The sequence below is a fragment of the Acidovorax sp. LjRoot194 genome (genome assembly GCF_964253015.1).
In the GTDB taxonomy this organism is placed as follows: domain Bacteria; phylum Pseudomonadota; class Gammaproteobacteria; order Burkholderiales; family Burkholderiaceae_C; genus Acidovorax.
The window spans coordinates 5,240,155-5,257,729 of the sequence record NZ_CAXUQB020000001.1 but is presented as its reverse complement, the minus strand read 5'-3'; the positions used below and the strand labels follow the sequence as shown (position 1 = coordinate 5,257,729).

Below are 17,575 nucleotides of genomic sequence, written 5' to 3'. Positions count from 1 at the left end.
GGTGCGGCATCTACAATCGGACCTCCATGGTGCCGTCCCTGCAAACCCTCCGCAGCCTTCGCTGGCTCGCCCGCTGTGTGCTGGCGTGGTTTGTGGTGTCCATCGGGGTGGCGGTGGCGTCGCCGCTGGTCAGCCCGCAGGCCATGGAGCTGATCTGCTCGGGCTCCGGCGCGATCAAGCTGCTGGTCAAGACCGACGACGGCGTGCAGGAAGTGACGAGCCACGCGCTCGACTGCCCGCTGTGCGCCCACGTCGGCGCACCGCCGCCCGCCGCGCAGGCCCCGCTGCCGGTCGTTCATCCCCTCGCGCATGCCTTGCGCCCCATCCCCGCCGCGCACATCGCTGCGCGCACGGCCGCGCCGCTGCCGCCGCGCGGGCCGCCCGTACTCTCCTGATTTGCTATTGATTCAATAGCTGCTGGCGCTTGTCCATCAAGCGGTAGCAGCCTGTTTGGCTTGTATTTCAGGAGTTTCCATGCGCAAAAGCCGCAGGGTGCTGGCCGTGGCCGGTGCCTTTCCTCTCGCCCTGTTCGCGGCTGCGCCCGCGCAGGCCCAGGCCGCCGACGGCGCGCCCGTCAAGGCGCTGGGCGTCGTCACCATCACCGGCGGCCAGCCCACTTCGCTGCCCACGCAGATCCCCACCACCATCGAAGGCGTGACGCGCGAGCAGATCGAGCATTCGATCAACGCCACCGACAGCGAAGACGCGCTCAAATACCTGCCCAGCCTGCTGGTGCGCAAGCGCTACATCGGCGATTACAACCATGCCGTGCTGTCCACGCGCGCCTCGGGCACGGGCAACCCGGCGCGGTCGATGGTGTTTGCCGACGGCATCCTGCTGAGCAACTATCTGGGCAACGGCCCCACCAACGCGCCGCGCTGGATGCTGGTCACCCCCGAGGAGATCGAGCGGGTGGACGTGCTCTACGGCCCGTTCTCGGCCGCGTATGCCGGCAACTCGGTGGGCGCGGTGGTGGACTACGTCACCCGCATGCCCACCCGGTTCGAGGCGCACGGCAAGGTCAGCGTGCAGCACCAGCCGTTCGACCTGTACAGCACCAGCGCCAGCTACGGCGGCAAGCAGGCCAGTGCGTCGGTCGGCAACAAGAACGGCGACTGGTCGTGGTTCCTCAACTTCAGCAAAACCGACAGCGAAGGCCAGCCGCTGACCTTCCCCACGCGCCTGGTTGCTGCCGGCACACCGAGCGGAGCGGGCACATCCGGCAACGCGGGCACACCGGTCACCGGCGCGGTGGCGGGCAGCAACCGCAGCAACCAGCCGTGGTACCTGCTGGGCACCGCCACGCAGTACCGCACGCAGCAGGACCACATCAAGGCCAAGCTCGCCTACGACGTCACGCCCACGGTGCGCGCGGCCTACACCTTCGGCTGGTGGCACAACGAGTCCGAAGGCCGCCCCGCCAGCTACCTGCGCGATGCGGGCGGCAACGCGGTCTATAGCGGCAACGTCAACATCAACGGCCGCTCGTTCATGCTCATGCCCACAGACTTCAATGTGTCGAACGAGGCGCTCACCCACTTCATGCACGGCCTGTCGGTCAAGAGCCGCACCCAGGGCGTGTTCGACTGGGAGGTCGCCGCCAGCCGCTACGACTACCACCAGGACACGCTGCGCGCAGCCACCGTGGCTCTGCCCGCCGCACTGAACGGCGGCGCGGGCCGCATTGTCGACGGCAAGGGCACAGGCTGGACCACGCTGGCGGCCAAGGGCACGTGGCGGCCCGAGGGGCTGCAGGGCACGCACATCGTGGACTTCGGCCTGCAGCGCGACAGCTACCAGCTGCGCAGCATCGAGAACGCCACCACGGACTGGATCAACGGCGCCGCCGGCGCGCGCAACCAGGCGTTCAACGGCGACACGCAGCTAATCGGCCTGTGGGCGCAGGACACCTGGAAGATCGCGCCCCGGTGGAAGGCCGTGCTGGGCGCACGCGCCGAGCGCTGGAGCGCCAGCCACGGCCAGACGGCCAATGCCAGCACGGTGCTGGGCCACCCCGAGCGCACCGAGAACTACCTCTCGCCCAAGGCCGCCGTGGCCTACCAGGCCAGCCCGCAGTGGGTGCTCAAAGCCTCCACCGGCCGCGCGGTGCGCATGCCCACCGTGTCCGAGCTCTACCAGGGCGGCATCAGCGGCAGCGGGGTGCTGGTCAACAACGACCCGAACCTCAGGCCTGAAAAGTCGTGGACCACCGAGCTGACCGCCGAGCGCGACCTGGCCGGCTGGGGCGGCGAGGGCCTGCTGCGCCTGACCGCGTTCTTCGAGCGCACGCGCGACGCGCTGTACTCGCAGACCAACGTGCTCGTCACCCCCAACGTGACCAACGTGCAGAACGTGGACGCCATCCGCACCCAGGGCCTGGAAGCGTCCTACCAGGCCGCCAACGTGTTCGTGCGCGGCCTGGACATCGGCAGCAGCCTGACCTGGACCGACTCCAAGATCACCCGCAACGACAAGTTCCCGGCCAGCGTCGGCAAATGGCAGCCGCGCATCCCCGCGTGGCGCGCCAGCGCCGTGGCCACCTACCGGCCGGACGCCACCTGGTCGTACACCCTGGGCGCGCGCTACAGCGGCAAGCAGTACGGCACGCTGGACAACACCGACTCCAACGGCTTTGCCTACCAGGGCACGAGCCGCTACTTCACCACCGACGTGCGCGTGCGCTACCAGGTCAGCCAGCAGGTCAGCGTGGCCGTGGGCATCGACAACCTCAACAACTACCGCTACTGGAATTTCCATCCGTATCCGCAGCGGACGTACATGGCTGAACTGAAGGTCACCCCCGAGAAAGAAAGGTTACGGAAATGAATGTGAATACTATGAAAAAGATAGCTGCTGGCGCTTTATGGATCAGCGGTAGCGCCCTTTTTGCACCTGCATCCGCCCACGTGGTGCTTGAATACCAGGTGGCCCCGGCGGCCAGCAGCTACAAGGCGACCTTCAAGGTGGGCCATGGCTGCGGCGCGGCGCCCACGCGGCAGATCGTGGTGGACATTCCGGCCGGCATGCGCGGTGCGCGGCCCATGCCCAAGCCGGGTTGGGTGCTGGACGTGCAGCGCGACAAGCTCGCGCAGCCGTATAGCAGCCATGGCCGCAGCGTCACCGAAGACGTAGTGCGCATCACCTGGACGGCCAAGACGCCGGACGACGTGCTGCCAAGCGCGCACTACGACGAGTTCGTGGTGGTCGCGACCACGCCCGAGCAGGCGGGCACCGTGTACTGGCCCGTGCGCCAGGTCTGCACCGAGGGCCGCAGCGACTGGACCGAGGTGCCAAAGCCCGGTCAGAAGCTGTCGGACCTGAAGTCCCCTGCGGCCGCACTGGAGATTCTTCCCGGCGGCAGCGCGGGTGGCCACAATCACTGACAGTGGCCGCGTTCCTCATCTTTGTCGCTAGCTATCTCTCTCTTCCTGCCACGCCGCATCGTGCGTGGCGCTGCACCTCTTCTGAACTGAAAGACAAGACACCATGACATCCACACGCTTTCACACCGCCGCCCAGGCCTGCCTCCTGGCCGCCACGCTCGCTGGCGCCCATGCCTGGGCGCAGACCGCTGCCGCCGTCAAGGTCGAGGGCGCCTGGGCCCGCGCCAGCGTGCAGGGCCAAAAAGGCACCGGCGCCTTCATGCAGTTGACCGCCAAGGACGGCGCCCGCCTGGTGCGCGCCGAGTCGCCGGCCGCGGGCGTCACCGAAGTGCACGAGATGAAGATGGAAGGCGACGTGATGAAGATGCGCGCCGTGCCCGCCCTGGACCTGCCCGCGGGCAAGACGGTGGAGCTCAAGCCCGGCGGCTACCACGTGATGCTGCTCGACCTGAAGGCCCCGCTGGCCAAGGACAGCACCGTGCCCATCACCCTGGTGTTCCAGGACGCCAAGGGCGCCGAGAGCAAGCTGAACCTGAGCGTGCCGGTGGGCACGTCGGCACCGGGCGCCGCGCCTGCGGCACACGGACACAAGCACTGACCGTCGCGATGCGCTGCTGCCGTCCTTTCTTGGGCGCCTGAGGTGCGCCGCGGCCCGATAGCCCGGCGCGCACCCCGGAAAAGACCGTACGCCCGCAGGGCAGGCATTGGAGTAAGCTGTGCTCCCACCACAGAATCACCCAGTCCCCACCTCTTGCGGAGCGGCCATGAGCGACACATCCAACTTCGGTTTCGGCAAACTCGTCCCCGGATTCGACTTTCTGCAAAGCCTGGCCAAGGGCGCATCGAGCAGCATTCCCCAGCTGCCCAACCTCTCCAACTGGGTGGCGCCCACCATCAGCGTGGAAGAGCTGGAAAAGCGCATCGATGAACTCAAGGCGGTGCAGTTCTGGCTGGAGCAGAACTCGCGCGCCCTGGCCGCCACCATCCAGGCGCTGGAAGTGCAAAAGATGACCCTGGCCACGCTCAAGGGCATGAACTTCAGCATGGGCGACGTGGCCAACGCCTTCAAGCTCAAGACCGCCGACACCGTGATGAGCGGTGTGCAGAAGGCCGCTGGCACCGTGAGCGGCGCTGCCGACGCCGTGGCAGGTGCCGCAGCCCGCGTGGCGAGCCGTGCTGCCGACGCGCAGGCGGATGAGGCGGAAGAAGCCGAAGAGGAAGACGACGCCCCCGCAGCGGCCCCCAAGTCGAAGGCGGACAAGGCAGGCAAAGCCAAGGCAGCGAGTGCCGCCGAGCCCAACGTGGTCGACCCGATGCAATGGTGGGGCGCGCTCACCAGCCAGTTCCAGCAGATCGCCACCAACGCGATGAAGGACGCCGCCAAGCAGACGGCCATCGACACCACCAAGAACATGGCCACAGGCTTGGCCAAAGAAGCATTCAAGACAGCGTCGGGCATGGCCAGCCAGTTCGCCGCCAAGGGCCTGCAGACCGTCCAGGGCACTGGCAAACGCGCCTCCGCCTCCAGCGCCACCAAGAAAGCCGCGCCGGCTGCCGCCAAGAAGTCCGCGCCCCGCAAGGCCGCCGCCAAGCCCGCAGCCAAGAAATCCACCTCCCGCACCAGCGCCTCGCCGCGCAAGCGCGCGGGCTGACGGGGCCGGGCGCGGCGGGTGCAACAAGCCTGTTGGCCGGCTGGCCCGCCCCCAGAGAGACCATGATGAAACTATTCCCCTCCGGCCATGCCACACACCCGCAGTGGCGCATGGCCGCCGCACTGGTGCTGGCCCAGCTGCGCGCCCAGATGGCGCTGCCCGGCTACGCCGCGGCGCCCACGCTGGGCCTGCTGTACATCACCGACCACTACGCCGATGAAGCGCAGGCGCTGCTCGACTACCTGAGCGGCGAACTGCCCGAGGTCACCGACTGGAGCGGCACGGTGGGCGTGGGCGTGTCGGCCAACAACGCCGAATACTTCGACGAGCCCGCGCTGTCGGTCCTGCTGCTGGACGTGCCGGCCGACCAGTACCGCGTGTTCTCGGGCGTGGCACCTTTGCCCACGCATCCAGCGCATCCGGCGCACCCTGCGCACGGGGGCGGCGGCTTCACCGCGCACACTGCGCTGGTCCATGCCGATGGCCACACGCCCGAGCTGCCCGAGCTGATCCTCGAGATGGCCGAGCGCACGGACACCGGCTACCTCTTCGGCGGGCTCACGGCCAGCCGCAGCGCCAGCGTGCAGTTCGCGGTCGGCGGCAACGGCAACCTGGCGGGGCAGGGCGCGGCCACCGGCGTGTTCGACGGCGGCTTGTCGGGCGTGGCGTTCGGCTCTGGCGTGGCACTGGTGTCGCGCGTCACCCAAGGTTGCCAGCCGGTGGGCGCGCTGCGCGCGGTCACCGCCGCACAGGAGAACGTGGTGCTGGAGCTCGACGGCGAGCCCGCGCTCGACGTGCTGCTGGACACACTGGACGTGTCGCTCGATGGCGACCCGCAGCCCGCGCTGCGCAAGGTGCGCGCCACGCTGGCCGGGCTGGTCAATGCGGGCGAGCAGCCCCAGGGCCAGCGCCGCACCGGCCACTTCGGCACCGACACGCGCGTGCGCCATATCGTGGGGCTCGACGGCTCGCGCCGGGGCGTGGCCTTGGCCGACCGCGTGGAGGCAGGCATGCACCTGGCGTTCTGCCAGCGCAATGTGGCCGCGGCCCGCGCCGACCTCATGCGCATCTGCGCCGAGATCCGCGAAGAGCTCGAGCCTGAAGAACTGGAGCCGATGCACCTGGTGTCGGACGCCGACAGCGACACCCTGCCTGCGTCGCTGGCCACCAGCACGGGGCCAGGCCAGGGCGCATCGCCCAAGGCCGGGCAGCGCATCTGCGGCGCGATCTACGTGAGCTGCTCCGGCCGCGGGGGGCCGCATTTCGGCGGGCCCAGCGCCGAGCTGCAAATCGTGCGCCATGCCCTGGGCGACGTGCCGCTGGTGGGCTTTTTTGCCGGAGGCGAGATCGCGCACCACCACCTGTACGGCTACACCGGCGTGCTGACGGTGTTCGTGGGGGACTAGGCCCCGACGCCGAGCCCAGGCTGCTCAAAGCCAAAGAAAAAGGCGACCCGCGGGTCGCCTTCGTCATGGGTGCGCCTCAGTGAGCATCAACCTGCGGGCAGCCCTTCAGGCTCGTCCCGCTCTTCGTCGGTGAGCTTGGTGGCCAGGATCTTGTCGATGGTCTTGCCGTCCATGTCCACCACTTCGAGCTTCCAGTTCTCCCACTTCACCGTGTCGGTCACCTTGGGCAGGCGGCCCGTCAGCAGCATGATCATGCCGCTCAGCGTGTGGTAGCGGCCGCGCTCTTCTTCGGGCACGGTGTCCAGGTTCAGGCGGTCCTTCAGCTCGGGCACGGGGATGTGGCCGTCCAGCAGCCAGCTGCCGTCGTCGCGCTGCAGCGCCCAGGATGTTTCAGGGTCGCGCGGCTGGAACTCGCCGGTGATGGCTTCGATCAGGTCCTGCAGCGTGACGATGCCCTGCACCTCGCCGTACTCATCGATCACGAACGCCATGTGCACGTCCTGCAGCCGGAAGTTGTCCAGCAGCTCCATGCCGGTGATGGTCTCGGGCACATACAGCGCCGTCTGCAGCGGCTGGTCGGCCAGGCCCTGCTGGCGGTCGCGCAGCGCACGCGACAGCCACTGGCGCGCGTTGATCACGCCCACGATGTTGTCCATGCCGCCACGCACCACGGGGAAGCGCGCGTGGTCCGATTCTTCGATGCGCGCCAGGTTCTCCTCGAACGTCGCTTCGATGTCCAGGCACACCACGTCACCGCGCGGCAGCATCAGCGAGCCGATCTGGCGGTCGTCCAGCCGGAACACGTTGCGCACCATGGTGTGCTCGTGCGACTCGATCACGCCGGCCGTCGTGCCCTCCACCAGCATGGCGTGGATCTCTTCTTCGGTCACGGGGCTGCCGCTGGTTTCCTTCACGCCGAGCAAACGCAGCAGGGTGCGCGTGGACGTGGACAGCAGCAGCACGAACGGCTTGGTCGCCAGCGCCAGAAAGTTGATGGGCCGCGCCACCAGGCGGGCAAAGGTCTCGGGGTACGACTGGCCGATGCGCTTGGGCACCAGTTCACCCACCACGATCGAGAAGTACGTGATCAGCACCACCACCAAGCCGGTGGCGGCATAGTTGCCGTAGGGCTGGGGCATGCCCAGCGAGTACAGCCACGACGCCAGTGGTGCGGCCAGCGCGGCCTCGCCCACGATACCGTTGAGCACGCCGATGGACGTGATGCCGATCTGGATGGTGGAGAGAAAACGCGTAGGGTCTTCGCCCAGCTTCACGGCAGCGGCGGCGCCGCTATCGCCCTCGTCTATCAGCTTTTGCAGCCGGGCCTTGCGTGCGGTGACCAGGGCGATCTCCGACATGGCAAACAGGCCGTTAAGACAGATGAGGGCGAACAGTATTGCTATTTCCATACAAAGGGCGCCTTGCGCGCCCTTGGGTGTTGAGAAGCTGACGATTGTAGGGACACAACCGGTGACACCCCGGAGATGGTGGGGCAGGACCGTGGGGCATTGGCCCGTCGCGTGGCCTGCAGGTGCTTGTGCAGATGCCTGTGCAGCGGCCCGCAGCAGGCGGTTTCGGGCGCTGCTCCGGGGCTAGCCGCCCTCGGTGGGCAGCCCGTTTTCATCCCATTCGGGCAGGCCGCCGCGCAGCCAGTACACCGAGGTGAAGCCCTTGCCCGCCGCCACCTTGGCGGCCTTGTACGACTTCCAGCACTCGGCGCCGTTGCAGGCAAAGATCACCGGCTTGCCCTTGTCCAGCTGCGGCACCTTGTCCAGGGCAGCAAAGTCGTCCTGCGCGGCGTTGAAGGCCACGTCCTTGAGGCTCTTTTCCACATAGGCTGCAAACACCGCGCCGCGGATGCGCTTGGCCTTGTATTCCTTTTCGGTGCGGGTATCGACCAGCGTGGCGCCGCGCGCCAGCAGGTCGCGCGCCTCCTTGGCGCTCACCCGGTTCACGCCCGGCAGGCTGCTGGGCGTGAACAGGCCCAGCTCGGCGAGGCGCTTGTACTCGGTGTTTTCAGGCCGCACCGCCACGGCGGGCAGGCCCACGTTGGCGGACGATGTGCCGAACCACTGCGCCAGCTTGTTGCGCGTGTCGGCGGGCAGGTCCTTCTTGACCACCACCGAGAAGCCGCCGGGCACCGGCTGCGACGTGGCCAGCACGCGGGCGGTCTTGGGGTGGGCTGCAGACCATTCGGCCCATTCGTCCTCGCGCACCACGGTGGCCTCGGCCGAGCCCAGGGTCAGCGCGGTCAGGCCTGCCTGGGGAAACTTTTCGTACTGCACGCTGCGCAGGTCCTGGAACGACAAGCCCGCCTCGTTGAGCATGCCGCGCGCCATGTAGGTGTAGACCGAGTCCTGCTGCGGCAGGTACAGGCGGCGGCCCTTCATGGCCGCCACGGCGTCGACCTGCTGCACGCCCACCAGCAGGTACTTGTCGGATTTTTGCGTGGCGCCCACCAACTCGTAGCCGCGCTGCAGGGCCGACGCAGCCACCTGGGGCGGCCCGATGAAGATGTCGAAGCCTGCACTGCGCGTGGCGCGCATCACGTCGGACAGGTCTTCGCTGGTGGTCACCGTGACGGCCTGGCCGGCGGCCTTGGCCAGCCCGGTTTCGGCCGCGCTGCGCAGAATGGAGTGCGCCGCCTTCTTAGCGGTGGGCTCCACCGCGACCAGCGCCGTGAGCTGCGCCTGCGCATGAAATGCCGCGCCAGCCAGCAGCGCCACCCCCAGCCTCATTCCGATGTCGATGCAAGTCCTGTAGCGGTTCATGCCGGCCCCCTTCTGTGTTCAGCCGAATATGCCGCAGACCCTTTACGGATGCACGAATGTTTCCATATGCTTATTACTATTACATCTTTTGACAATGATGAAGGCGTCTGAGGTGGGTGTGTGGCGCACAGAATGCGGCAACTATTGCTGAGCAGAGCGCCGGGAGCTTGATGCACCGCGCCAGGCATGTAGCTGTTTGTGTTGATTGGTTTACAACTTTCCGGAGATTGACCCATGAAAGAATCGATGACTCTTCCGCGCCGACACCTGCTGGCCGGAAGCGCCGCCGCATTGAGCGCCATCGGCCTGGCCGGCTTCAGCGGCCGCGCTGCAGCCCAGGCCGCAGCAGCAACTGCTGCCGCCGCCAAGCCGCTGCCTGCATACGCGGGGTGGAAGACCTCCGACGCGCTCATCGTGCACAGCAGCAGCACGCTGGAGACCAAGCGCTCCGCGTTCGGCACCAGCGTCATCACGCCATCGAACCAGCTGTACGTGCGCAACAACCTGCCGGCGCCCGACGCAGCCATCCTGAACGACCGCGACGCGTGGACCGTGGCCATCGAGGGCGTGAAGAACCCGCGCAGCCTCACGCTGGCCGAGCTCAAGACTTTGGGTGTGGAAACCGTCGCCACCGTGCTGCAGTGTTCGGGCAACGGGCGCGGCTTCTTCCCCAGCAAGCCCAGCGGCACGCCCTGGGCCGTGGGCGCGGCGGGCTGCGTGGTGTGGAGCGGCGTGCCGCTGCGCAATGTGGTGGCGGCCCTGGGCGGGCTGGCCGATGGCGCGGTGTACCTGACCGGCACGGGCGGCGAGAAGCTGCCTGAGGGCGTGGACCCGCTGTCCGTGCTGGTGGAGCGCTCGGTGCCCGTCAAGGCCACCGACGATGCACTGCTGGCCTGGGAGATGAATGGCGAGCCCATCTCGCTGGCCCACGGCGGCCCGCTGCGGCTGGTGGTGCCGGGCTACCAGGGCGTGAACAACATCAAGTACGTCAAGCGCGTGGCGTTCACCAGCGCGCAGTCGCAGGCACGCATCATGTCGCACGGCTACCGCATGTCGCCCCCCGGCACCAAGGCCGCGCCCGACCAGCCCTCGGTGTGGGAGATGGGTGTGAAGTCCTGGATCAACGGCCCGCTGCCCGAGAAGGGCACGCTCAAGGCCGGCCTGGTGCAGGTGCACGGCGTGGCCTTTGGCGGCACGCAGGCCGTCAAGGGCGTGGAGGTGTCGGTGGACGGCGGCAAGACCTGGCAGGCCGCACGCCTCATCGGCCCCGACCTGGGCAAGTTCGCCTGGCGCCAGTTCGTGCTGCCCGTGCAACTGGGCGCGGGCACCCATGTACTGGCCAGCCGCGCCACCGACATGGCAGGCACGGTGCAGGGTGAGCAGCGTGACGAGAACGTCGGCGGCTACAACAACGCCAGCTGGCGCGACCACGCCGTGACGATCACGGCAGCATGAAAAAGCTCCCCCCTGAGGCGCTGCGCGCCTTCCCCCCTGGAGGGAGACGCCACCGGTGGACTGGCGCAGCCAGATCCACGGCGGCACTGGCTTTGGGGCGCGACCTCGCATTGGCATTGCTGTTGCTGTCGACAGGCACCAGCTGGGCCGCCGATGCCGCCGAGCTGGCGCGCGGCAAAGAGCTGTTCACCAAGATCCAGCCCGCCTGCGCCGTGTGCCACACGCTGCAGGCCGCCGGTGCCGAAGGCCAGGTGGGCCCCGTGCTCGACGAGCTCAAGCCCGATGCGCCGCGCGTGCTGCGGGCATTGAAGGCGGGCATCGGCGTGATGCCGTCGTATGCCGAGCGCATGAGCGAGAAGGACATGAAGGCCGTGGCGAGCTTTGTGGCGCATGCCACCGGGGCTGCCAAGTAGACGAGGTACGGCGGCATTCGGTTGTAGCCCTCAGTGCTTTTTCATGGCCGTACAGGACTGCCGCGCGGCCTCAACGGGCCGCGCGCCGTGGTCATTCTGTGCTCAGGCCGTGGTGCGCGTCGGCAGCAGCGCCGCAGGGCGCGGGCTGCGCTCCAGGCCTTGAAAGTCGAAGTCCACCTGCGGCACCCGCCCACTCACGATGTCGGCCAGCGCCTGGCCTGAGCCGCAGGCGTGCGTCCAGCCCAGCGTGCCGTGGCCGGTGTTGAGAAACAGGTTGGCGAGTTTCGTCTTGCCGATCAGCGGTACGTTGCTCGGCGTGGCGGGGCGCAGGCCGGTCCAGAACTGCGCCTGGCTGGCGTCGCCCGCGCCGGGGAAGAGCTGCTCCACGCGGCGCACGATGGCGTCGCAGCGCACTGGGTTCAGGTGGCGGTCGTAGCCGTTCAATTCCGCCGTGCCTGCGATGCGCAGCCGGTCGCCCTGCGCGCTGGTGTAGCGCGAGAACACGAGCTTGAACTCGTCGTCCGTCAGGCTCACCTGGTGGGCCTTGGCCGCATCCTTCACCGGCATGGTCACCGAATAGCCCTTGGCCGGGTAGATCGGCAGGCGGATGCCCAGCGGCTGCGCCAGCAGCGGGCTGAACGAGCCCATGGCCAGCACAAAGGCATCGCCCTGCACGCGCTCGAAGCGGCCTTCGGGCGTGGTCACCTCCACATGGTCGATGCGCCCCCCGGCCTCGCGCAGCGCGGTGATGTGGTGGCCCAGCCGGAACTGCACGCCCGCCGCCTCGCAGAGGGCGGCCAGCGCGCGCGTGAACTGGTTCGCGTCGCCCGATTCATCCTCGGCGGTGAAGGTGGCGCCCGCGAGCTGTGGGCGGATATGGGCCAGGGCCGGCTCGATGCGCACGGCCTCGTCGGCGCTGATGACCTGGCGCTCGCAGCCCAGGGCGCGCATCTGCTCGGCGGGGGCCAGGGCGCCGTCGAACTCCTTGGCATTGGTATAGAAGTGCAGGATGCCCTGCGTGCGCTGGTCGTACTGGAGTCCGGTGGCCGCGCGCAGCTGCTGCAGCACGCTGCGGCTGTAGGTGCCCAGGCTCACGATCTGCTCGATGTTGTGGCGCGTGCGCGCCGGCGTGCAGTTGCGCAGAAAGGCCAGGCCCCAGAGCCACTGGCGCATGTCGGCGCGCAGGCGGAACAGCAGCGGCGCGTCTTCCTGGCCCAGCCACTGCAGCACCTTGAGCGGTGCGCTCGGGTTGGCCCAGGGCTCGGCGTGGCTCACCGAGATCTGCCCGCCGTTGGCAAAGCTGGTCTCGGCGCCGGGCGCGCCCTGGCGGTCGATGACGGTCACGTCGTGGCCGAGTTGCGAGAGGAAGTAAGCCGAAGTCACGCCGAGCAAGCCGGCGCCAAGAACGATCACGCGCATGGTTCAGAACCTTTTGAAGGTCTACCGCCTGCCAGGCGTGCGCTACCAGCTATGAATTCAATAGCAATGCAGCTGGCGCACGTCTGCCAGGCTGCCGCTCCCCCTGTCCTTGGTACCTGAGAGATTCACCGCCGCGCCCACATGGCGTGCGGTTTGCTCCTTCGGTGCGCCACCACGCCGATAAGGGGTGGGGCGGCTCTCCAGACGGCTTTGATGAATGGGCAGTACGGGACCTGAGCGTGTATGGGAGTTTGCGCCTTCGGTGCAGCAGCGGGTGGTGCCCGCCGTGCTCTCCTGCTGGGCGGATTCTAGGGGCGGCCCCGCGCACATGGCCGGGCCGCGAGCGCTAATGCACCGCAACGTTTGCTGATGCAACGGACCGCTGAAGCCGGCCCGAAGCGGTTCAGGCGCCCTGCGGGAAGACGGCCTCGCCCAGGTTGAGCATGAGGCGGTTGGCCCAGGCGAACAGGGCGCTCGCGTGCAGCGCGTCCAGGATATCCAGGTCCGACAGGCCCGCCGCGCGCAGCGGCTGCAGGTGCTGCGCACTGAAACTGCCGGGGCTGCGCGTCAGCGCCAGCGCGGCCTGCACGATGGCGCGCTCGCGGGCGTTGGTGCCCGCCTGGTCGGGGTCGGCAAAGATCTGCGCCATCACGTCGTTGCGCCGCGCCAGCTGCTCGAAGCGCTGGGCGTGCACCGAGGCGCAGTACACGCAGCCGTTGGCGCGAGACACCGCCGTGCTGGCGACCTCGCGCTCGGCGCGGGAGAGGCCGCCGGGCGCGTACATGATGGCGTTGAAGGCCTGCGAGCGCTCCGACAGCACACGGGCTTGGTGCACCAGCAGCAGGTAAAAATCCGAGCTGCGCGCCTTGGGGTGGCTCAGGTCCAGCACCGCCTGCTGCTCGGGCGTGGCGGTGGCGGGGTCCACCACCTCCAGCCACGAGGCCCAGCCCAGCGTCTCGCTGGTGTAGCCGTTCAGGCGCAGCGGTTCGCCGGGGGCGGGCAGGTTGGCAGGGTGCACGAAGGGCGCGGCCTCGGCGGTGTCCGGTGCGGGCGGCGCATCGCCTTCGCCACCCAGCGCGTCCAGCGCCGCCAAGCCCGCCACCAAGCGCAGCTGGTACGTCACGAAACCGATGAGCTGCGCCAGCAGCACCGTGTCCGCCACCGACAGGCCGGCGGCGGGCAGGGCCAGCAGGGCGGCGCGGTCGCTGCGGTCCGGGTGGGTGGCGAGCGTGCGGGTGAACTGGGCCACCGCCTGCAGGCGCGCATCGGTGGGCGTGCTGCCGGGGTGTTGCAGCAATTCCTGCAGCGGCTGCGAGAGCACGGTATGGGCGGTGCTTTTGAGCACCTGGTCGCGGTAATGCGCTGCCAGCACGGGCATGCCGCTGGCCTCGGCGATATCGCTGGCCACCCACAGGCGCTCGGTGTGGGTCAGCGTGCCGGACAGGTCGGCGCTGAACAGGGCGTCGTAGCAGCCCTGCGTGGCCACGGCCACCTTGTCGCGCGCGTGGCGCGTGGCGAACGCGGGCCGCTCGGGCGTGAGGGCGAGCAGGGTGTCGATGGTGTCTTCGCTGGACGTGGTGGCAGTGGTGTCAGGGATGGTGGTCATGGGGTGTGCAATCCAGAAGAGGAGGCCGCGCGCAGGCGGCCGGGCGCGTCAGGCGCGGTCGGGTTGGGGCAGGGGCTGGGCGTTCGGCGAGACGTGGGGCTGGGTCTGCAGCTGCTCGACGCGCTGCGCCGTATCAGCCGCCGTCCATTCGTCGCCCACCAGTTCGGGCTCGGCATAGGCCTGCAGGTTGGCAAAGTGCTGCTCGACGTCTTCGCGGTAGAACAGGCTGGCCAGCCCTTGGGCCAGCCGCCGCGCGCCATCGCTGATGGCCGGTATGTCGCCCGACACCGTGCCGTGCGACAGCGCTGCGGGGTAGCAAAAGCAGTGGATGCGTTCCAGGCCCGGGCAGCTGCCGGGGGTCTTTGGCTGGAACTCGAACACCGGGCCCAGGTCGGGCGAGTCGGCCAGCTCCTGGTCCTCGTCGCCCGGTGCAGGCTGATACCGTTGGCTCCAGGCGCGCACGTGCGGTGCGATGTGCGCGAACTCGGGCTTTTGCAGCCAGTCGATGGCAAACCCGGTGGAGACGATGAGGAAGTCGAGCACGAAGGTGCCCTTGGGCGTGGCCACGCGCAGGGTGTTGCCCTGCTGCTCCACACGCTCCACCGGGCAGCCCAGGTTGAAATGCGCATTGGGGTGGCGCGACACGCGCAGCGTGCTGCCGTGCGGCGGCGGCACCTGCTGCACGTTGATGTAGTGGCGCAGGCGCCACCGCCATGCATCGGGCAGGTCGTAGTGGCCGTGGGTGAGGCCCGGCACGCCGGAGCCCTTGGACTTGTTGATGCGGGGCAGATCGGCGCGGCGTACCAGCAGGTCCACGCTGGCGGCGCCGCTCTCGAGCGCCGTGGCCGCGCTGTCCATGGCGGATGAACCCGCGCCCACCACACCCACGCGCAGGCCGCGCAGCGTGGCGTAGTCGAGCACGTCCGACGAATGCGCCCAGCGGCTGCGGTCCACGCCCTGCATGAAGGCCGGGATCTGCGGGCCGCCGAGGCCGTCGCGGCCGGTGGCCAGCACCACGCGGCGCACGAGCCATGTGCGGGGGCCGCCGGTGCTTTGCACGTCCACCTCCACCAGCGCATCGGCCCGCGGGCGCAGGGCGGTGACAGCATGCTCGTTGCGCACGTCGGCCCCGGTCACGCGGCGGTACCAGCGCAGGTAGTCCATCCACTGCAGGCGCGGAATCTTGTCGAGCGCAGCCCAGGCGGCACGCCCCCATTGCGCTTCGAACCAGGCACGAAAGGTCAGGCTGGGCAGGCCCAGCGCAGGGCCCGTCAGCTCTTTGGGCGAGCGCAGGGTTTCCATGCGCGCGGTGGTGGCCCAGGGGCCTTCATGGTCGCGCGGCGCGCGGTCGAGCAGCACGGCGCGGATGCCCAGCTGCGCCAGCGCGGCCGCTGCCGCCAGGCCCGCCTGGCCCGCGCCGATGATCAGCACATCGACCACGGCATGGCCTGCGTAGGTGCGCTGCGGCACCCAGCTGCGTGCCGGCCAGCCCAGCATGGACAGGTCGTCCTTCAGGCGCTGTTCCAGCACAGCCAGGCCGGTGCCGGCTGGGGAGGTGTGGTTGGTTTCTTCGTTCAGTGGCATGGAGTCAAAGGCTTGCCCGCGGCGGTGGTGCCGCAGTGCGAAGCCCGCAGTTCAGTCGATGCTGATTTTCGCGTCCTTCACCACCTGGGCCCATTTGTTGCGGTCGGTGTGCACCGTCTGGCGGAATTGCTCGGGTGTTTCGATGCGCACTGTGTTGCCGTTGGCCTCGAAGCGGGCGCGCACGTCCGGCAGCTCCAGCACTTCGCGCACGGCGGTGTTGAGCTTCTTCACGATGGCCGCGTCCGTGCCCTTGGGCGCGAAGATGCCGAACCAGATCGAGCTGTCGAAACCCTTGGTGCCCGGCAGGCCGCTCGATGCGATGGTCGGCACTTCCTTCACGGCGTTCACCGGCTTGGCGGTGGTCACGCCCAGCAGGCGCACCTTGTCGGCCTTGTAGTGTGGCAACACCGTCTGCACCTGGTTCATGATGCAGCAGGTCTCGCCCCGCACCACCGACGCGATGGCCTCGGGCCCGCCCTTGTAGGGCACGTGCACCATGTTCAGGCCCAAGCGGGCGTTGAACTCGGCAAACGCCATGTGCGTGCCCGCGCCGTTGCCGGTAGACGCAAAGTTGTACTTGCCCGGGTTGGCCTTGACCAGGTCCACGAACTCCTTGAGCGTCTTCACGTCGATGACGGTGGGGTTGATGGTCAGCACGTTCGACACATCGATGAGCGGCGCCACGGGCACGAAGTCCTCTTCCACATCGAACGGCAGCTTCTTGTACAGCGCGGCGTTGCTGCCGTGCGTGGCCGCGGTGCCGAAGGCGAAGGTGTAGCCGTCGGGCTTGGCGCGCGCCACGTATTCGCTGGCGATGTTGCCGGCCGCGCCGGACTTGTAGTCGATGATGACCGGCTGGCCCAGGCGCTGGGCCAGGGGCTCCTGCACGGAGCGGGCGATCACGTCCACGCCCGACCCGGCCGGGAATCCGAGGATCAGCGTGATGGGTTGCTGGGGCCAGGTGGCGGGGCCGGCGGCGTGTGCGCCAGTGGTGGCGAGCAACGCAGCGCAGGCGAGCGCGACGGCTGGAATCCAGCGGAGAGAGGGCAGGGCGCGCATGGGGAAATCCTTCAATGGGGTGTGCAGCAGGGATGCGCTATTGTGGGAAATCCAACATGTGCGACGTCGTATATGCATATGGCAGCACAGTCCGGGCGGCTGCGCAGTGCCGTTGAAAACGCAACAGCGCGACGTGCCAGGCACGCCGCGCTGCGGGGCTGCGATCAGCCGGTCAGTGGATCAGCGGATCAGCGGTCCGTCGTCCATCAATTGCGGCGTGGGTTGTCGGGCTGCTGGTCGCGGCGGTTGGAGACGCCGTCTCCATCACGGTCCCGGTCATTGCGGTTGGACACGCCATCACCGTCCCGGTCCCAGCCACCGCGCTGGAATTCCCAGCGGCCATCACGTTCGGCCCATTGGGGCTGGCGGTACTGGTGGCCAGAGCGGGCTTGCACCCAATGGCCGCGCACCCACTGGTAGCGGTTGCCACGCCACTCCCAATGGCCTTCTTCCCACACCTGGCCACGGCGGGGGCGTGGCACGGCTTCACGGCGAGGCGCTGGGGGCGCGGGGATGACCTGGTAGGTCTGCGTTTGCTGGTACCCGCGGTCGGAATGGCCCTGCGCCACCACCACGCCAGGGGTGGCAGCATGGGCGGTGGCCAGCGTCATCAGCGATGCGAGGGCGATGGAAGCGGCGGACAGTGTCTTGGTATGTTTCATTGTTGTTCTCCGGTGGGTGGACGGTGGCATGCCGGTGATGCACATCGCGGCGTTGTAGATATCCGCGTTGTGGGGGGCACACACCGGCCACAAAAATGCTGTGGATCGGGGTGGGACATCCTGGGTGGCGCAGGTCGCGTCACGCAGGATGATTTACCGAGGATG

General features: G+C 68.5%; 15 protein-coding genes and 1 riboswitch. Of the genes, 8 read left to right on the top strand and 7 right to left on the bottom strand.

Features of this window, described 5'->3' with window-relative positions:
- Positions 1–26 precede the first annotated feature (26 nt).
- The 6 genes from ACSQ3N_RS23770 (at position 27) to ACSQ3N_RS23745 (ending at position 6,441) form a co-directional block, all read left to right on the top strand.
- On the top strand, positions 27–395 hold the full coding sequence (locus ACSQ3N_RS23770) for a DUF2946 family protein (RefSeq protein ID WP_436147627.1): 369 nt from the start codon (positions 27–29) through the stop codon (positions 393–395).
- 79 nt (positions 396–474) lie between these two features.
- Positions 475–2,826, top strand: coding sequence for a TonB-dependent receptor (locus ACSQ3N_RS23765; RefSeq protein WP_436147626.1), 2,352 nt, complete (start codon positions 475–477; stop codon positions 2,824–2,826).
- 11 nt (positions 2,827–2,837) lie between these two features.
- A complete protein-coding gene (locus ACSQ3N_RS23760; protein WP_235507489.1) occupies positions 2,838–3,383 on the top strand; it encodes a YcnI family copper-binding membrane protein in 546 nt (181 codons plus the stop codon).
- Between the two features lie 103 nt (positions 3,384–3,486).
- On the top strand, positions 3,487–3,981 hold the full coding sequence (locus ACSQ3N_RS23755) for a copper chaperone PCu(A)C (protein ID WP_436147625.1): 495 nt from the start codon (positions 3,487–3,489) through the stop codon (positions 3,979–3,981).
- A 166-nt stretch (positions 3,982–4,147) separates the two neighbouring features.
- Complete coding sequence (locus ACSQ3N_RS23750) at positions 4,148–5,035, top strand: PhaM family polyhydroxyalkanoate granule multifunctional regulatory protein (protein ID WP_436147624.1); 888 nt, start codon at positions 4,148–4,150, stop codon at positions 5,033–5,035.
- Between the two features lie 65 nt (positions 5,036–5,100).
- Positions 5,101–6,441, top strand: coding sequence for an FIST signal transduction protein (locus ACSQ3N_RS23745; protein WP_436147623.1), 1,341 nt, complete (start codon positions 5,101–5,103; stop codon positions 6,439–6,441).
- Positions 6,442–6,527: 86 nt separating this feature from the next.
- On the opposite strand, the gene ACSQ3N_RS23740 is transcribed toward ACSQ3N_RS23745, so the two are convergent.
- Entirely contained in the window at positions 6,528–7,850 is a 1,323-nt protein-coding gene (locus tag ACSQ3N_RS23740) for a hemolysin family protein (RefSeq protein ID WP_056172606.1), read from the bottom strand.
- A 183-nt stretch (positions 7,851–8,033) separates the two neighbouring features.
- The gene (locus ACSQ3N_RS23735) at positions 8,034–9,212 is read right to left on the bottom strand and encodes a rhodanese-like domain-containing protein (RefSeq protein ID WP_436147622.1); all 1,179 of its coding nucleotides are present in this window, start codon (positions 9,210–9,212) and stop codon (positions 8,034–8,036) included.
- 234 nt (positions 9,213–9,446) lie between these two features.
- Here ACSQ3N_RS23735 and ACSQ3N_RS23730 point away from each other — a divergent pair, with 234 nt between their 5' ends.
- Both ACSQ3N_RS23730 and ACSQ3N_RS23725 read left to right on the top strand, forming a co-directional pair.
- Complete coding sequence (locus ACSQ3N_RS23730) at positions 9,447–10,667, top strand: sulfite oxidase (RefSeq protein WP_436147621.1); 1,221 nt, start codon at positions 9,447–9,449, stop codon at positions 10,665–10,667.
- On the top strand, positions 10,664–11,080 hold the full coding sequence (locus ACSQ3N_RS23725) for a c-type cytochrome (protein WP_082517108.1): 417 nt from the start codon (positions 10,664–10,666) through the stop codon (positions 11,078–11,080). The genes ACSQ3N_RS23730 and ACSQ3N_RS23725 overlap by 4 nt, the downstream gene beginning before the upstream one ends.
- Before the next feature lie 102 nt (positions 11,081–11,182).
- Here ACSQ3N_RS23725 and ACSQ3N_RS23720 read toward each other — a convergent pair whose 3' ends face one another.
- From ACSQ3N_RS23720 to ACSQ3N_RS23700, 5 genes are all read right to left on the bottom strand, one after another.
- Entirely contained in the window at positions 11,183–12,499 is a 1,317-nt protein-coding gene (locus ACSQ3N_RS23720) for a D-amino acid dehydrogenase (protein ID WP_436147620.1), read from the bottom strand.
- Between the two features lie 93 nt (positions 12,500–12,592).
- Positions 12,593–12,713: riboswitch (glycine riboswitch) on the bottom strand.
- A 189-nt stretch (positions 12,714–12,902) separates the two neighbouring features.
- Entirely contained in the window at positions 12,903–14,105 is a 1,203-nt protein-coding gene (locus ACSQ3N_RS23715) for a CMD domain-containing protein (RefSeq protein WP_436147619.1), read from the bottom strand.
- A 48-nt stretch (positions 14,106–14,153) separates the two neighbouring features.
- The gene (locus ACSQ3N_RS23710; protein WP_436147618.1) at positions 14,154–15,689 is read right to left on the bottom strand and encodes an NAD(P)-binding domain-containing protein; all 1,536 of its coding nucleotides are present in this window, start codon (positions 15,687–15,689) and stop codon (positions 14,154–14,156) included.
- Positions 15,690–15,740: 51 nt separating this feature from the next.
- Positions 15,741–16,748 (bottom strand): Bug family tripartite tricarboxylate transporter substrate binding protein, encoded by a 1,008-nt coding sequence (locus tag ACSQ3N_RS23705; protein WP_056173027.1) that lies wholly within the window; start codon positions 16,746–16,748, stop codon positions 15,741–15,743.
- Between the two features lie 206 nt (positions 16,749–16,954).
- Complete coding sequence (locus tag ACSQ3N_RS23700; protein WP_056172623.1) at positions 16,955–17,410, bottom strand: YXWGXW repeat-containing protein; 456 nt, start codon at positions 17,408–17,410, stop codon at positions 16,955–16,957.
- Between the last annotated feature and the right edge of the window lie 165 nt (positions 17,411–17,575).

What these genes read in the sequence shown, in the direction of transcription:
- ACSQ3N_RS23755 (WP_436147625.1), top strand. Translation starts at nt 3,487, where the DNA reads ATGACATCCACACGCTTTCACACCGCCGCCCAGGCCTGCCTCCTGGCC.
- ACSQ3N_RS23740 (WP_056172606.1), bottom strand. Translation starts at nt 7,850, where the DNA reads ATGGAAATAGCAATACTGTTCGCCCTCATCTGTCTTAACGGCCTGTTT.
- ACSQ3N_RS23725 (WP_082517108.1), top strand. Translation starts at nt 10,664, where the DNA reads ATGAAAAAGCTCCCCCCTGAGGCGCTGCGCGCCTTCCCCCCTGGAGGG.
- ACSQ3N_RS23760 (WP_235507489.1), top strand. Translation starts at nt 2,838, where the DNA reads ATGAAAAAGATAGCTGCTGGCGCTTTATGGATCAGCGGTAGCGCCCTT.
- ACSQ3N_RS23700 (WP_056172623.1), bottom strand. Translation starts at nt 17,410, where the DNA reads ATGAAACATACCAAGACACTGTCCGCCGCTTCCATCGCCCTCGCATCG.
- ACSQ3N_RS23720 (WP_436147620.1), bottom strand. Translation starts at nt 12,499, where the DNA reads ATGCGCGTGATCGTTCTTGGCGCCGGCTTGCTCGGCGTGACTTCGGCT.
- ACSQ3N_RS23735 (WP_436147622.1), bottom strand. Translation starts at nt 9,212, where the DNA reads ATGAACCGCTACAGGACTTGCATCGACATCGGAATGAGGCTGGGGGTG.
- ACSQ3N_RS23745 (WP_436147623.1), top strand. Translation starts at nt 5,101, where the DNA reads ATGAAACTATTCCCCTCCGGCCATGCCACACACCCGCAGTGGCGCATG.
- ACSQ3N_RS23715 (WP_436147619.1), bottom strand. Translation starts at nt 14,105, where the DNA reads ATGACCACCATCCCTGACACCACTGCCACCACGTCCAGCGAAGACACC.
- ACSQ3N_RS23770 (WP_436147627.1), top strand. Translation starts at nt 27, where the DNA reads ATGGTGCCGTCCCTGCAAACCCTCCGCAGCCTTCGCTGGCTCGCCCGC.
- ACSQ3N_RS23705 (WP_056173027.1), bottom strand. Translation starts at nt 16,748, where the DNA reads ATGCGCGCCCTGCCCTCTCTCCGCTGGATTCCAGCCGTCGCGCTCGCC.
- ACSQ3N_RS23765 (WP_436147626.1), top strand. Translation starts at nt 475, where the DNA reads ATGCGCAAAAGCCGCAGGGTGCTGGCCGTGGCCGGTGCCTTTCCTCTC.
- ACSQ3N_RS23730 (WP_436147621.1), top strand. Translation starts at nt 9,447, where the DNA reads ATGAAAGAATCGATGACTCTTCCGCGCCGACACCTGCTGGCCGGAAGC.
- ACSQ3N_RS23750 (WP_436147624.1), top strand. Translation starts at nt 4,148, where the DNA reads ATGAGCGACACATCCAACTTCGGTTTCGGCAAACTCGTCCCCGGATTC.
- ACSQ3N_RS23710 (WP_436147618.1), bottom strand. Translation starts at nt 15,689, where the DNA reads ATGCCACTGAACGAAGAAACCAACCACACCTCCCCAGCCGGCACCGGC.